The sequence below is a fragment of the Kitasatospora sp. NPDC004799 genome (assembly GCF_040609095.1).
Taxonomy (GTDB): domain Bacteria; phylum Actinomycetota; class Actinomycetes; order Streptomycetales; family Streptomycetaceae; genus Kitasatospora.
In genome coordinates this window covers 1-14,095 of sequence record NZ_JBEXJK010000216.1, presented here as the reverse complement: position 1 = coordinate 14,095, position 14,095 = coordinate 1, and the positions used below count along the sequence as shown (strand labels likewise).

Here is a 14,095-nt window from a genome sequence, read left to right as displayed (position 1 = left end):
GCCGTCGAGATCGGCCGCCTGCGCGTCCTGGGGGAGCGCTACGGCAACCGGCTCGACCGGGCCGTCAAGAAGGCCTGGGCCGGCTTCACCACGGCCCCCAAGATCCGCGACTGCACCTGGGCCGCGGACGCCGCGGCCCGCTACTGGCCCGCCGTCGAAGCCGAGTTCTGGAAACGCCTGAACGCGCGCGACTTCGACGGCGCCGCCGCGGCGTTCCGCACCCTCGCCGAACAGGCCTACGACACCGTCACCTACGGCGTGCTCGGGACCATGCGCGGAGCCAAGGCCTGCACCACCGCCCGCCTCGAGCTACGGCGCGTTCTCAGCCGCGCACGCCTGTCCGGGGGCGGTATTTCCGGATTCCCCGTGCGTGGGCCTGTGGCGGTTCGTACGATCCGGTCTGGGCCTGGCCGGGCAGTCGCCGGTCGCTGGAGCAGGGGGATGGGCCGATGGAGTATGTCGTCTGGACGGTGCTGGCCGTCCTGGTGGTCGGCGGTGCGGCGCTCTGGTTGCGGCAGCGTTACCCCGGTGGCTGGCGGTATGCCCTGAGCACGGAGTACGCCGGGCAGCGGCGCGACCTGGACAACGCCAGAAGCAAGCTGCACAGGCTACGCCGTACCGCGGCCCGCGAACTTGTCGCGGCCCGCGCAGGTGTCGGAGCGGCCGAGCAGGCTCATCGGAGCCGCATCGCCCAGGCGGAGGCTCGCCTGGCGCGGCTCCGGTCACCCGGGAGGGGCATGCTCCAATCCTCGATCGGGAATGTTCTGCGGCTGTACGAGCACGTGCTGGTGGTAGAGGTGGACGGGCTGGACGTTGAATGCCCGTTGCACAAGGTCTCAGTCCGGGACGAGTACTCGGGCCGGGTCGGCCACGTCTACGTGGCGCTACCGGACGGTCGGCAGCAAGTGGTGTCCGTCTCCCTGGAGGAGACCGAGGAGGCAGAGGTCCGCCGGTTCGTCGTGGCGGTGTTCAACGCCGCCGTCGCTGAGAAGGTGGCCCGAGTCGAACGGAGGGCGCTCATACCTCAGGCCGAGGCCGAACTGCGCGAAGCGAAAGCCGACACGGCCGGTCAGGAGCGGGCAAAGGAGCGGCTGGACGAAGTGAAGACCCGCCAGAAGTCGGACACGCGCATCCCCCGCGCGCGTCAAGAGCTGGACGCAGAATTCGACCGGTGGGAACAGCTCACCGGCCACCGCCCCCAGTAGCACGTCGCCGGCTCGCAGCCGATGACCTCAGCCGGTCGAAGGTCTTTCCGACCGGGACCTTCCCAACGTCCCGAGTTCCTCCCCCACCGTGCTGACCGAGCAGCGGCCCGTGGTGAGGCAGTCCCGTTTCGCGTGTCCGCCGCGAGGGCGCCAACCTGGCCATGCTCGACGGCGCCGAACTCGGCCACGCCCTCGCCGTCCACCCCGACGACGTCGAGGCCGCCGTGTTCGAGGGCGTCGAGCTCCAGAGGATCGACGCCGACGACAACACGGCCCGCGGCCTGATCAACATGTTCACCGCGAACGGCGGAGCCTGATGGTGGCCGGGCGGAGCGGGTTCGCCGTTCCCGTACCGGGCGGCCCGGACCCGGTGGGCCCAGGGCAGAGCAGGTCGAGCGTTCCGCTACGGACAGTTCTCGCCGAACTTCACGGCCTTGACGCTGACCGGCTGGCCGGTGAGCGCGGTGCCCGGGGCCGGCTCCTGGCTGCACACCTGCCAGTTCGACTGCACCAGGATGGCGCGGTCCTTCGGCCCGGCGTCCTTGGCACTGATCGACGTGTTACCCGGCAGCGAGTCCCGTACCACCGACACGGCCTTGCCCTTGAAATCGGGCATGGTGGACCCTGCCTTGACGGGCCCGTTGGCGCCCTGGTCCTGGGACGGGCAGCTCTCGTCCAGCTTCACCGCCCCCATGTCGATCTTCGTGGTGGCGGGGTGGTCGCCCGGAGCCGGGTTCTGCGTGCAGACCTTCCAGTTGCGGTCGGAGATCTGGTTGCGGTCGCGGCCGAGAGCGTCGTGGCTGGTCAGAACGGAGAACCCGGCACTCTGCGCGGCATCCTGAGCGGACTGCAGCCCCATGCCGACGAAGTTGGGGAGCGTGACCGTCCTGGCACCGGCAGGCGCTCCACTGGAGGGTGCGGTCTGGGACGGGGTGCCGGCCGCCGACGGGGTGCCGGCCGCTGGTGGGGCAGCCGCTGTGCTGGCCCCGGGACCGGCCGAGCCCTTCGGGTCGCAGGCGGCCAGGCCGAGGACGGTGGCGGCGGCGAACAGGGCGATGGCGGTACGACGCATGGTCCCCCCAATGACGTGACAGATGTGACAGGGGAACCGTAGCGACGAGTCCCGAAGGGTGTCGGTCCTGCAGCTGAGTCGTGATTCACCTGTAAACAATCACATCCACGAAGCACTGGCTACAGCAGAGTCGGAAGCGTCGGCGCTGGAGGACCCCGACGATCGCCAGCCGCTGCGAGGGCAGGGACGGCGCCCTGCTGGGCGCCCTCCCACACGCTGATGGTCGGTATGCAGCGGCATCCCGTTCGGGTGGCCGAATCGGCCCAGGCGCCGGTCGGTTCACGGAACCGGTTCAGCCCGCAGTCGGCCTGCCGTTTCGGTGCTGACCACTCCGCCTCGCCGACTGGCGGGGGCCGTCGGCTCGCACCGGTCGAGGCGCCGACGCTAGCCTGTCGTGCCGATGACGGCCGGGGGTTGGACAGGGGTGCGGGATGCAGACGCTGTATGTGACGGATTTCGACGTGCACGCGATAGCGGGGGACACATCGACCGACCCGTTCACGGCTCTTCTCGGCCACTGCGCCGCATGGCTGCGGCCTGCGGACCAATCCGCCGCTTCAGGGCAGTGGCTTCGGTCGCCGGGAGGCCTTGAACTGCCGCCCCGGTGGGCCGGCAGCGGAGCGCGGACGGTCAGGTGGGAAGTCGAGGGTGATGGCAGTGAGGATGCGGTCCGCATCGAGGTGACCCAGCCGTTGCAGGGCCATCCGGCGGCGCGGTTCGTCACCAGGATCACCGTCTCGCGTGGTCCGCAGCGTGCCGGCCTGCGGGTGGCCATGGGGCGTGAGGTGCTGGACGGCTGGCTGGTGGGACAGACCGACGTTGCCACGGTGGCCCGTCCTGGACTGATCAGGAATGTCCTGCGCGACCCGGCGCTGGGCCTGAGCGTCCTGGGCCAGAAGGCGGACGGAAGGTACGAGCGGATCAGGGACGAGGCGACCGCGTACGTTCTGGTGGAGGCCCTGGCCAAGCGGGCTCGGCTGCCGATAGCGGTCCTCTGGCCTCGCACCGACGACGCCTGGAAGGCGGCGTCCAGACTGGCCGACCAACTCGTCGGCCTGGTACAGGTCGTGACCCTCAACTACTTCACAGTGGGCCTCCTGCGGCGGGCCGCGCCCGCGATCGCCGTCCCCACCGGGGGAGCCGTCCTGCTCTGGCCGGGGATGGCCGGAGCACCGGTGACCTGCTCCCGCGAGGAACTCGAAGAGGGCCAGGGCGAGGCGGTCCGTGCCCGCTGGATGGAACTGCTCGGGGAGGCATCGGTCACGGCTCGCGGTACGGACGCCGCTTGGGCCCGGGCCCGCCGGGCCACCCAGCGTGCCGCCGCGTATCGGGCGGAGGCAGAGCTGGTCCGCGCCCGGGAGAGCGGAGACAAGCAACGGGAGATCGACGCCCTCAACGCCACGATCGACCGGCTGAAGGAAGAAGTCGCCTTCTGCTTCGGTGAGGCCGAGCAGTTGGAGAGGGAACGGGACAAGTACAAGGACGAGGCGGCTGACGCCGGGCGGTTCCGCGAGGATGCCCGCTACTGGCGCGAGGCGTACGAAAAGGCCAGGACGTCGGTCGCCCCCGAGACCGACCTGTGGGAGGAGATCCCCTCACTACAGGTCCGGGACGCTGCCGCGACCTATCGGGCCATTGAGGCAGCCGCTGAGCAGCGGATCGTGTTCACCGAGGCCGCGGAGCGGACCTGGAAGAACTCCCGCTATCCCTACCAGCAGGAGATGACCGACTACCTGGTGCGGCTGGCCCGGGCGGCGGTCGACCTGTACGGCGCCGACTCCGCACACTCCCTGCCTCAGCTGGACACCTGGTTCAAGGAGGAGCACGGGCTCACCGTCGCGATGAGCGACCAGTACCTCAAGACCCACCGGGACTTGCGCGAGTTCAAGTACCAGGGAAAGACCTACAACAGCACCCCCCACGTCAAGGTCCGCGACGCGACCTCTCCCAGCGAGGTCGGCCGGATCTACTTCGCGCTCGACGGCGACACCCGCCGGTTCATCGTCGACCACGTCGGGCTGAAGAAGTACTGAGCGCTGTCCTGGGACACCGCGGCGGCGCAAGAGTGAACGAGATGTGGTCGCCGGGACCGGTACTCGGATCTACCTCTTCAGCCTCCAGGGCAGCGCTCCCGCCGAGATCGTGGTCCGCGTGTGGGACGGCCCGGCAGCGACCGGCGGCGACTGGGGAGCCGAGGGCGAACGCGAGGTTGAACTCGAGACACCGACAGGATGTGTGGTCATCCGCGCGTTCTCACCTGAGATCGCCGGTGACTTCCAGCTGCCGTGCCCCAAAGTCTACGAAGGACGCGTTTCTTGGAAGGGACGCCAGACCGCCGAGGACCAGCAGAACAGCCTGCGTGCCCAACTCGCCACACAGGCAAGCCAACTCAACCCGGCTGCCGTCTTCGCGGCCCACCACGAGACCCTGGAAACCTATCGGATCGACCTGTGGTGGAGCGCGGAGTCCGAGGAGGACGAGGAGGACGAATAGGCATCACCCGGTGTGGCACCTCCGCCGGGCCGGCAGAAGAGCCACACCCTGTGAACTGATCGACTCACGAACAGCCCCACGGCGTTCAGGAGCGTCCGTCAACAGGCCTGCCTGAGCACCCATTCCGAGTGCTGGGGGCCGTGTTTCGGTCCCGTCTGGTCACCAAGCCGATGCGCCCCGGCCGGAGGTCCCACCAGGCCTGCGTAAGCGCCGACCAAATGCGGCCGGCCGGCCTGCTCTGATCACCGGAGCGAGCCGGGACCGTTCCCTCCGCGCGGGGTGCAGGTACGCCGCACCGGCGGCGATCACCTGGAGGTCGACTTCGCGACGACCTTCGGGACGAGACGGCAGGCCGCGGTCTGGGCAGCGGCGTCCCCGATGCCCCGACCCGCCGCACACCGCCGGGGACCTCGGCCCAGGCGTGTGCGGTGTCGGGCAGGTCAGGCGCCATAGACCAGATCGGCCCTGCGCCCGGCCAGCGCGCGGGCCAGCACGGCGGCCAGGGCGACCTCCGTGCAGCTATCCGCTGGGCCACCCCCTCGTCGTGGTCGACGCCGTACGGATCAGCAGGCCGACCGACGCCCCCGTCCCTCACATCGGCATCGGGCTGGTGGGGCCCACCCCGGCGACCACAATCCGGGAAGGCAACGGCGCGGTGCTGCCTGCTCACGGCCTCGCCGCGGTCGAACACCTCGTCGACGAGGTCGTTCTGCCCTGACCGGTGCAGTCTCGGGTTCCGGTGGGGGCAGCTACTTGAGGCTCTCTGCAACGCGAATGAGTTCTTCGGCGGAGAGCAATGTCGGGCCGCCGGTGGTGATGCTGAAGGTGTAGGTCCCGTCAGACCATGTCAGGGAACGGGGTCCAAGAGACGGATTCGTCTGTGTGATCGACGCAGGGTGCTTGTTGACGCCGGCGACCTGACCAACTGGTAGAGGGCCGCTGCGGAGGGCTTGGCTGATGATCAGGGACCATCCGGACTGAGGGTCCGTTCCCAGCTGGTACCCGCTGGCCCAGGCGGGAATGTCGGACGGGAGCGGATCCAGGCCCGGCAACTCGACCATCCTGGCCGCCGGGTACGGGTAGTAGTTCTCGGGTAGGTAGGTCGGCCGGAGAAGATCGCGCTCATCGAAGTGGACGGCGGGCCTGCCTGCGACTGTGTCGTACAGCGTTCGGGGGCCGAGCGGCTTTGTCAGGTGGGTTGTGATGCGTCCGATCCCGCCGGGATCGCAGAACCCCGGGGCGGCTGTGTGCCGTAGGGAGACCTTCACCGAGTCAGCCGTCTCGTGGGCCACGAGCTCGGGCTTCTTCTCGCAACTCCAGCCGATGTTGAGCGTCAGGGTCTGGCCGTCGGCGCTTACCAGCAGTTGGGCCGGCACGGGGCCCTCGTGCACCTTGGGCTCCGGAGCCCGATTCAGCCATGCGTTGATCGCGAAGCCGCTTCCGAGAACGGCCACGGCGGCTACCGCGGCCAAGCGGGTTCGCCGTCCGCGCTTCGATATCTGACGGGCGGTACTTTGCTCCACGGGCCCTCCCTGCGGTCATGGCCATGCTTGCGGTACGGCGTGCGCGAAGTCAAACCGGGCGGGAAATGATACTTGCCGGGCAAAGCGCCCAAAACCCGCGGAGACCTTATTGTCAAGAGATGGTAAATCCTCGACTGCTATGCCCGAAAGGGCGAGCAAAGGTGCTTCTGGGGATTTTATTTGAGGTGTCATGGGAGTTCGCCCCGAAGTATGGCTCCGGCGCAGGACCGCTCGCGACGGCTGGTTGTGTCCCGCATGGGGGAATAGAGTGGCTCAAAATGGCAACTCCAGTCGGAAGTGGATAGTTCTAGCCACTGCCCTGTTGGCGTCGGTGTCCGCAATTGCTCCGGCCATCGCCATGTCGGGGGATGGCGCTCCCCATCAACAGCATCGGACCGTCGCTTGACGGCAGTGGCCTCGACCTCGGTTACGAGGCGGACGACGAACGGATGCCCGGGACGCTCGTTGCGCCGCCTTCCGCCGAAGAACTGACGCCACAGGTGGAGGCCATCGCGTCTGCCGTTGCCGGTGTGGAAGTCCGCGCCCACCACCAGGCGACGGTTGTGGACCTGACGCGAGGCGCAGACCACGAACCGTGGTACGGCGGTGCTGGCGTACAGACTCCGGGTGGGACCATCTGTTCCACCGGCTTCGGCGTGTACAAGCCCGCGGACATGTACAAGAGCTTGGTCACCACCGCCTGGCACTGCGGCGCAGGCTCATACAACACCTGGTACAGCCGGCAGTACATGGGCTACGCCAACGAGGGCGACGGAAATGCCGCCGATGACACGATCGGTATCGTCCCGCGCGACACCCAGAAATCGGGCGGATACATCTATGGCGGCCCGTGGAACGATAGCACCGATTATGCCATGCAGGTCTCGGGCTCTGGCGGCAACAACGTAGGCGACTATGTGTGCCAATCCGCCGCCAACTCGGGAGGGCACTGCAATATCCGCATCGCGCAAGTGGATCGGCAGATCCTAGGGCCTAACGGCGTCTGGCGGAAGTTCGCTGACGAGGCTGTTCAGACGGATCCGAACGAAATCGCCGCTGCCAACGGCGACAGCGGTGGACCTGTCGTCGCGATCGTCGACAACGGTAACAAGGTCCAGGCCCGCGGAACCGTCACGTCGCTCGAGAAGGAACAGGAGTGTGCCGGTCGAACGACCTCTGACGGTGGATATCGAACGCCGTGGTGCTTCCACGGGATGTGGTACGTCCCGATTTCTCAGACGCTCGCCGACATGGGATGGGTCCTGAGGACGGACAACCCGTGAGGACAAGCCGCTCTGGAAGCAGTACCCGGGTGCCGCGAGCTCTCTGACGACAGGAAGGTGCGGGGGCAGGCCAGTCGGCCCGCCCCCGCACGGGCGAGCGCAAGGCCGGCGTCTTTCCGGCAGGCCGCGCAGAGGGGCGATCGCCACGCCTTCCTGTTCGACGGTGGACGTTACACGGCAAGCTCAGTTGCCCCATCCGTACAGTGCTCGGCGTACTCGTGCGCCGTCCGGTACTGCCGCCGGGCGCCAGGGCATGAACGGCGGGCCAGGCGCTGCCGACGGCAGAGCCGTCGGTCTGCGCATCGGGGTCAGCAGGTCTTCTGGTAGGGCACCTCGGGGAGGTACGTGTCCCAGTCGGCTTGCGGTAGTCCGCCTGCGGCTCGTTCGCAGATGTCGGCGGCCTCCCGGTCCGGGGCGATGGTGATCTCGTGTACGGGCGCGTGCTCGGTCGCTGCGCGCAGGGTGCGGTCGTCGGGGCCGAACGCCAGGGAGAGGGTGGCGCCTCCTGACGTGGGGAGGGCGGGGCCGAGCGGCTGGCGGGATGCGAGGTCCCACATCCGTAGCGTGCCGTCGGTGCCCGCGGCGGCGAGGGTGCGGCCGTCGTGGGAGAAGGCCAGTGCGGAGATGGGGTCGAGCGCCCCTGCGGCGTTGGGTGGGAAGGCGCCGGGCAGGATGCCCAGGTTCCGCTCGGCGTTGCCGTCCCAGAGGGTGACGCGGCCGGCTTCGTCGCCGGTGGCCAGGTACGTGCCGTCCGGGCTGAACGCCACGGTGCGGGTCGTGTTCTGGGTGAGCGTACGAGGGGCCCCTCGGCCTGACGGCAGGTCGGCGAGTTGGTTGTGGGAGGTGACGAGGAGCTGTCCGTCCGGCCGGACGGCGAGTTGCTCCCCGCCGAGGCCGGAGAGCATCCGGGTCCTGGCCCGTCGGGGCAGGTCCCAGACTTCCAGGGCCTCCTCCTGCGGCATCCGTGACACCAGGAGCGAGCTTCCGTCCGGTGTGAAGGCGATCGCGTTGACGTCGTCCACCGCACGCCGTTCGGGAGCCGCGAGGTCCAGGGTCGCGGTCGTGCGGCCGGCGGAGACGTCCCAGACGGACACTCTGGGTGGTGAGGTCGGCTGCCTGTGGTCGACGATGCCGTAGGCGAAGGCCCGCCCGTCGGGACGGAACGCCATGAGGACGGTGCAGGAGAAGGAGAGCCGTCTGCCCTCGGGAGGCGGCAGGCAGGACAGGACGGGCAGGTCGACGACGTGCCCCGCGCCCCGGAGGTCCCGCAGTCGGATGCGGTGCGTGTGGTCGCCCTCGGACGACACCAGGGTGGCGAGCATGCTGCCGTCCGGGCTGAACGCGGCGGCGGCGACCGGCTGGCTCGTCCAGGCCGGGGCGAGGACGTTCGTGAGGTCGATGGTGCGCACCGCGGCTCCGGTCGAGCCCTCCAGGTAGCGGATCCGGTGTCCGTCCGGATCCAGCCTGAACTGGCCGGCGTCGGTGTTGGCGAGCGGATGCCGCAGGAGCGGGACCGACGGGATGTCGAGGCGCCACAGCAGCACCTCCTTGCCGTCCGACGCCACCATGAGCGTTCCGTCCGTGCTGAACGACGCCTCCCTGAGGTCGGCGTGTTCGACCCGCGGAAGTTCCGTTCCCGAGGCGATGTCCCAGATCCGGACGCCCCCGCCGTCGACGACCGCCAGCCGGCGGCTGTCCGGTGAGAACCCGACGGCCTGGTCCAGGCACTGCTGCGCGGTGGCGTCGGGAGCCCCGGAGAGCGGGACCTCGCGCTGCTCGGGCACGTTCCACAGCTGGACCGGCCCGCCCGGAACGCACAGTGCCATCAGGAGGTCGTCGGGGCTGACCGACGCCTCGGGATACGGGAAGTGCAAGGCCTCTCGTATTCGACCGTCAGGGCCTGCTCCGCCTTCGTGACCTCGGCCAGGTTCGATCTACTGCTGTAGGTGAGCTGGCGGAGGCGATCGGCTCCGCGGGAGTGTTTCAGGCAGACGCACAGATCCCCGTTTGTGGGACTTTGCTGTTGTTGACCGTCCTTGCCCAGGCTGTTGGCGCACAAGACCAGCGTCGTCCACAGCAGCGCGCCGAGCGCCTTCGCCTCGTAGGTCCGCAGCGTCGCTCCACGGAACCAGGTGTGCTTGCCGGGCTGTGGCCCTTCCGAGGCATCGATGCTCTGCAACGCGGTGACGAAGCCGGACAGGCCCTCGGCGAGGCGGATCGACGACTGACTCGAACGTCGCGGGCGTGCCGTCGATCCACCCGTAGACCGACCGTGCGAACGGGTAGGTCGCACCAGGACTCCCCTCCGCCAGCGGCACCGGTGTCGGCAGTGGGAGAGCGGGAGTCGGAGCAACATGTCGGCGCCCAACCGGAAGGTCCGGTTGTCCCAGCCACCGCTCTCCACCGCCGTCACAGGTGGTGCGGCTCATCGTGGGAACTGTTCGGCCGTTCAACGAGTAGGGCGAACGGGGTGTCCGACGAGACCGTGACGTCCTGGAAGCCTGCCGCGCTGACGGGGTGTCGCGGCGGCGGTGTTACCGGCGAGTTCACCGAATGCTCGCCGGATGTCTTGCGGGCCGTGCGGAGGGCTGAGTTGGATGGACAACATCCCTCGACCCGACGGGTCCACGACAACGCCCCCCACGGAGGCCCGATGTCCCTGTCGTCCGTCCGCCGCGCCCTCGGCGCCGGCGCCGGCGCCGCCGCCACCGTCCTCGCCGTGCTCGGCGCCGTCCCGGCCTCGGCCGAGAGTGCCCCGGCGGCCGTGCCCCCGCTCGACGTGCTGTCCTACAACACGTTCCTGATGAGCACTTCGCTCTACCCCAACTGGGGCCAGCAGTACCGCGCGCAGGCCATCGCCTCGGCGGACTTCTTCCAGGGCCACGACGTGGTCGTGCTGCAGGAGGCCTTCGACAACGCGGCCTCCGACGCGCTGACCGCCAAGGCCTCCGCCGCGTACCCGTACCACACGCCGGTGGTCGGCCGCTCCACCAGCGGCTGGGACGCCACCTCGGGCAGCTACAGCTCCACCACCCCCGAGGACGGCGGCGTCACCCTGCTCAGCAAGTGGCCGATCCTGCGCAAGGAGCAGTTCGTCTTCAAGGACGCCTGCGGCTCGGACTGGTTCTCCAACAAGGGCTTCGTCTACGCGGTGCTGGACGTGAACGGCCGCCGCACCCACGTGGTCGGCACCCACCTGCAGTCCACCGACTCGGGCTGCGCGAGCGGCCAGGCGGCGGACGTCCGGGCCAAGCAGCTCACCGCGATGCGCTCCTTCCTGGACGCCAAGCGGATCCCGGCCGAGGAGCCGGTCCTGGTCGCGGGCGACCTCAACATCGACTCGCACGGCTCCGAGTACCCGGCGCTGCTGACGAACGGGAACCTCGCCCCGGCCACCGAGCGCACCGGCTGGCCGTACTCCTTCGACACCGTCGACAACTCGATCGCCGCCTACCGCTACCCGGGCGAGCCCAAGGAGGACCTCGACTACGTCCTCTACCGGGCCGACCACGCCCGCCCGCAGCAGTACGCCAACCAGGTGGTCCGGGTGCACAGCGCGCCCTGGACGGTGAGCAGTTGGGGCAAGAGCTACACCTACACCGACCTCTCCGACCACTACCCGCTCGCCGCGCGCTGACGGCCCGGAACCCCGGGCGGTGTGGGATGCGTCACCCGTGACACCGCGCGGGCGGTTCGGCCCCTTACGATCCTGAACGCCGAGGTCGGGCGCCGTCGTACCCCGGCGGCGCCCGCCCGGCAGCCAGCGATCCGGCCCGAGGAGAAGCGCCCGTGTCCACCCCCACCGCCGCGCCCGACAGCTACTACCAGCGCACCGGCGAGAACAGCTACAAGCCCACCGTGCAGGCGCAGGGCGCCTGGCACCCCGACGAGCAGCACTTCAGCCCGCTCGGCGGCCTGATCGTGCACGCCATCGACCGGTACCGGGCCGACCGGGGGGACGGCCGTCCCGCCGACGGCCTGGCGCTGGCCCGGATCAGCTTCGACATACTCGGCCTGATCGCCCTCGACGAGTTCGAGATCACGGTGGAGACCGTCCGCCCCGGGCGCACCATCGAGCTGATCGAGGCCACCGTGGTGATCGGTGGGCGCGCCGTGGTCCGGGCCCGCGCCTGGTTCCTCGCCGAGCTGGACACCACCGCCGTCGCCGGCACCCACGACGAGCCGCTGCCGGGGCCCGAGGAGTTCGAGCCCTGGGCGATGGACGGGGTGTGGGGCGGCGGCTACATCGCCTCGATCGACGTCCGCCACCGCCCCACCGCCCCGGGCCGGGCCGCCGCCTGGATCTCGACCCCGGTCGAGCTGGTCGCGGGGGAGCCGAGCGGCCCGCACGCCGCCTTCGTCATGCTGGTGGACACCGCCAACGGCATCGCGGTGCGGCAGGACCCCACCGAGTGGATGTTCCCCAACACCGACCTGACGATCCACTTCCACCGCCGCCCCGAGGGCCGCTGGACCGGCCTGGACACCGCCGTCAGCTTCGGCCCGGCCGGGCACGGGATCACCAGCACCGTGCTGCACGACGTCCACGGCCCGGTCGGCCGGGCCGAGCAGATCCTCACTGTCCGCCCGCTGAACGGGAGTTGACGGAGCCAGGTGCCGCCGACCGAACCCCGGGCGGCGGCACCGCGGGCGCTCAGCCGGTCAGCGAGTCCATGAAGGAGCTCACCGAGAAGACCGCCTGCCCAGGCCCGGCCGGGCCGTAGCCGGGCGGGGAGGAGAGGCCGAACTCCTCCAGGGTGGCCCGGTAGGTCTGCAGCAGCCGGATGTGGTACTCCAGCGGCGCGCCCTGCGGGTTGGCCTTGCCGAGCGGGGTGGTGGGCTCGGGGCACCAGGTGGTGAAGCGCGGGACCACGCCGTGGGACATGAAGAAGCGCAGGCCCTCCTCGGTGGAGGCGATCGCCTCGTCCACCGTGGTGAAGCCGAAGGGCTCGGCCATCTCCACGCCCGCGACGAAGTTGGGGATCACGTTCTCCGGGCCGAACACCTCGGTGGAGTCGAGGATCCGGCGGTGCCACTCGTCCCGGCCGACGTAGCGCTCCTTGCCCGGGCAGTAGAGCTCGAACAGCCGCTTGTCCCACACCTCGAAGTTGGGGTGGTAGATCCGCACGCCGTAGTCGTGGAAGCGCTGGACGTCCTCGCGCGGCAGCGCCTGGGCCACCACCTTGCCGATCCAGCGGCCGGGGAAGCGCTCCTCGATGGCCTTGGCGTACTGCCCGTAGAAGTCGGCCTCGTCCCGGCCGCCGACGTGCGAGGTGATCGCGCCGCCGGTGAGGGTGTACGCCTGGGAGGCGCGGGCGGTGTCGTGCTGGTCGATCAGCGCCAGCGCCTCCAGCACCTCCTCGACCGGCTTGACCCCGGTGTACGGGCGGCCGGCGGCCTTGTGCTGGCGCCAGTTGTGGTTGATGTCGCAGTACTGGCACTCCTCCTTGGCGCCGAAGTACTGGCAGACCCGGAACACCGTGAGGTAGATCAGGTAACCCCACTGGATGGTCGGGGCGACCTCCATCACCGACTTCCCGTTGGCCAGCGTGTGCCGGTAGTAGTCCGGCATCGGCGGCAGCCCGACGTCGGCGATCCGGTCGCCGTCCAGGTAGAGGCCGAGCGTGCCGTCCTCGCCCGCGCCGACCCGGTACGGCGAGTCCGGGTTCACCCGCACCGACACCACCGTGCGGCGCAGCCCGTACGGCCCGCCGGTCAGCACGACCTCCTCCGGCGGCCGGTTGAGGGCGGCGGCGCCCAGCTCGGGCAGGGTGCGGTGGTCGAAGGAGAAGATGAAGTACGACTTCGGCTTGACCTCGCCGCCCCCGTCGGCACCGGCGCTGCCGCTGAGCGCGGACTCGTCGAAGGCCATGCCGCCGCGCAGCAGGTCCTCCTTGATCACCGCCTCCCGGGGCACGTCGGGATAGCGCTCCATGAGCTCCTCGACGAGGGCGGTGCGGCTGCGGGCCTGGCTCTCCATGCGCTGGTCTTCCTTCCTGGCCCCGTCCTCACGGCGCCCAGCCCATTCTGGTCCCCCTTACGCACCCGTTCGTGCACCGGGCCCGGCCGGGGGGCGGTCGACCGGTCCATGGTGCGGGCCGGGGCGGCAGCGCGCCTCGGCCCACGGGACCATGATCAACGGGACCTGCGTCTTAGACCTGCGTCTTGGACATGTGTCTTGGATATGTGTCCTGGACCTGCGTTCCAGACGTGCATCCTGGACGCTCGTCCTGGACATACATGCTGAACGCTCGTCCTAGACGTCCGTCCTGAACGCTCGTGCTAGGCCCGGTGCAGCAGCGCGGCGGCCGCCGCCAGCAGGTCCTCGTTGTGGCCGAGGACGTCGCGCCTGGTCAGCCGGTGCAGCGGGTCGGCCGCGACGCCGAAGTCCTCCAGCGGGACGCCGATGCTCGCCCCGGCCCGGGTGGCGCGGCGCAGGGCGACGCGGAAGCCGGCCCCGCGCGGCAGGGCGGGCAGCAGCTCGGGCAGCCAGACGCGCAGCAGGTCGTACGTCCACAC

12 protein-coding genes and 3 pseudogenes are annotated in these 14,095 nt (G+C 69.8%); 9 read left to right on the top strand and 6 right to left on the bottom strand.

Going from position 1 to position 14,095, the window contains the following annotated elements:
* From ABZW03_RS24830 to ABZW03_RS24820, 3 genes and pseudogenes are all read left to right on the top strand, one after another.
* A pseudogene (locus ABZW03_RS24830) lies at positions 1 to 549 on the top strand (hypothetical protein); the annotation flags it as partial.
* A complete protein-coding gene (locus ABZW03_RS24825) occupies positions 450 to 1,205 on the top strand; it encodes a hypothetical protein (protein ID WP_355262268.1) in 756 nt (251 codons plus the stop codon). The pseudogene ABZW03_RS24830 and the gene ABZW03_RS24825, both read left to right, overlap by 100 nt.
* A 143-nt stretch (positions 1,206 to 1,348) precedes the next feature.
* Positions 1,349 to 1,522 (top strand): annotated as a pseudogene (locus ABZW03_RS24820) (FAD-dependent monooxygenase); the annotation flags it as partial.
* Between the two features lie 86 nt (positions 1,523 to 1,608).
* On the opposite strand, the gene ABZW03_RS24815 reads toward ABZW03_RS24820, so the two are convergent.
* A complete protein-coding gene (locus ABZW03_RS24815) occupies positions 1,609 to 2,277 on the bottom strand; it encodes a hypothetical protein (RefSeq protein ID WP_355262265.1) in 669 nt (222 codons plus the stop codon).
* A gap of 680 nt (positions 2,278 to 2,957) precedes the next feature.
* On the opposite strand from ABZW03_RS24815, the gene ABZW03_RS24810 reads away from it, so the two are divergent.
* From ABZW03_RS24810 to ABZW03_RS24800, 3 genes are all read left to right on the top strand, one after another.
* Entirely contained in the window at positions 2,958 to 4,310 is a 1,353-nt protein-coding gene (locus ABZW03_RS24810) for a hypothetical protein (protein WP_355262262.1), read from the top strand.
* 43 nt (positions 4,311 to 4,353) lie between these two features.
* Complete coding sequence (locus tag ABZW03_RS24805) at positions 4,354 to 4,770, top strand: hypothetical protein (protein WP_355262259.1); 417 nt, start codon at positions 4,354 to 4,356, stop codon at positions 4,768 to 4,770.
* A 544-nt stretch (positions 4,771 to 5,314) separates the two neighbouring features.
* A complete protein-coding gene (locus tag ABZW03_RS24800) occupies positions 5,315 to 5,488 on the top strand; it encodes a hypothetical protein (RefSeq protein ID WP_355262257.1) in 174 nt (57 codons plus the stop codon).
* A 31-nt stretch (positions 5,489 to 5,519) separates the two neighbouring features.
* Here ABZW03_RS24800 and ABZW03_RS24795 read toward each other — a convergent pair whose 3' ends face one another.
* Entirely contained in the window at positions 5,520 to 6,293 is a 774-nt protein-coding gene (locus ABZW03_RS24795; protein WP_355262254.1) for a hypothetical protein, read from the bottom strand.
* 368 nt (positions 6,294 to 6,661) lie between these two features.
* Here ABZW03_RS24795 and ABZW03_RS24790 point away from each other — a divergent pair, with 368 nt between their 5' ends.
* Complete coding sequence (locus ABZW03_RS24790; protein ID WP_355262251.1) at positions 6,662 to 7,576, top strand: hypothetical protein; 915 nt, start codon at positions 6,662 to 6,664, stop codon at positions 7,574 to 7,576.
* Positions 7,577 to 7,884: 308 nt separating this feature from the next.
* Here the strand turns inward: ABZW03_RS24790 and ABZW03_RS24785 are convergent, their stop codons facing one another.
* Together ABZW03_RS24785 and ABZW03_RS24780 are read right to left on the bottom strand one after the other, a co-directional pair.
* A complete protein-coding gene (locus ABZW03_RS24785; protein WP_355262248.1) occupies positions 7,885 to 9,402 on the bottom strand; it encodes a hypothetical protein in 1,518 nt (505 codons plus the stop codon).
* Positions 9,402 to 9,755: a hypothetical protein gene (locus ABZW03_RS24780; RefSeq protein ID WP_355262246.1), complete on the bottom strand. Its 354-nt coding sequence runs from the start codon at positions 9,753 to 9,755 to the stop codon at positions 9,402 to 9,404. The genes ABZW03_RS24785 and ABZW03_RS24780 overlap by 1 nt, the downstream gene beginning before the upstream one ends.
* A gap of 474 nt (positions 9,756 to 10,229) precedes the next feature.
* Between ABZW03_RS24780 and sph the strand changes: the two genes are divergently transcribed.
* Positions 10,230 to 11,213, top strand: coding sequence for a sphingomyelin phosphodiesterase (sph, locus tag ABZW03_RS24775; RefSeq protein ID WP_355262243.1), 984 nt, complete (start codon positions 10,230 to 10,232; stop codon positions 11,211 to 11,213).
* A gap of 152 nt (positions 11,214 to 11,365) precedes the next feature.
* A complete protein-coding gene (locus ABZW03_RS24770; RefSeq protein ID WP_355262240.1) occupies positions 11,366 to 12,181 on the top strand; it encodes a thioesterase family protein in 816 nt (271 codons plus the stop codon).
* Positions 12,182 to 12,230: 49 nt separating this feature from the next.
* Here ABZW03_RS24770 and ABZW03_RS24765 read toward each other — a convergent pair whose 3' ends face one another.
* Together ABZW03_RS24765 and ABZW03_RS24760 are read right to left on the bottom strand one after the other, a co-directional pair.
* Complete coding sequence (locus tag ABZW03_RS24765; RefSeq protein ID WP_355262237.1) at positions 12,231 to 13,556, bottom strand: radical SAM protein; 1,326 nt, start codon at positions 13,554 to 13,556, stop codon at positions 12,231 to 12,233.
* Positions 13,557 to 13,858: 302 nt separating this feature from the next.
* Positions 13,859 to 14,095 (bottom strand): annotated as a pseudogene (locus ABZW03_RS24760) (peptidase S41); the annotation flags it as partial.

What these genes read in the sequence shown, in the direction of transcription:
- ABZW03_RS24790 (WP_355262251.1), top strand. Translation starts at nt 6,662, where the DNA reads ATGGCGCTCCCCATCAACAGCATCGGACCGTCGCTTGACGGCAGTGGC.
- sph (WP_355262243.1), top strand. Translation starts at nt 10,230, where the DNA reads ATGTCCCTGTCGTCCGTCCGCCGCGCCCTCGGCGCCGGCGCCGGCGCC.
- ABZW03_RS24825 (WP_355262268.1), top strand. Translation starts at nt 450, where the DNA reads ATGGAGTATGTCGTCTGGACGGTGCTGGCCGTCCTGGTGGTCGGCGGT.
- ABZW03_RS24765 (WP_355262237.1), bottom strand. Translation starts at nt 13,556, where the DNA reads ATGGAGAGCCAGGCCCGCAGCCGCACCGCCCTCGTCGAGGAGCTCATG.
- ABZW03_RS24815 (WP_355262265.1), bottom strand. Translation starts at nt 2,277, where the DNA reads ATGCGTCGTACCGCCATCGCCCTGTTCGCCGCCGCCACCGTCCTCGGC.
- ABZW03_RS24785 (WP_355262248.1), bottom strand. Translation starts at nt 9,402, where the DNA reads ATGGCACTGTGCGTTCCGGGCGGGCCGGTCCAGCTGTGGAACGTGCCC.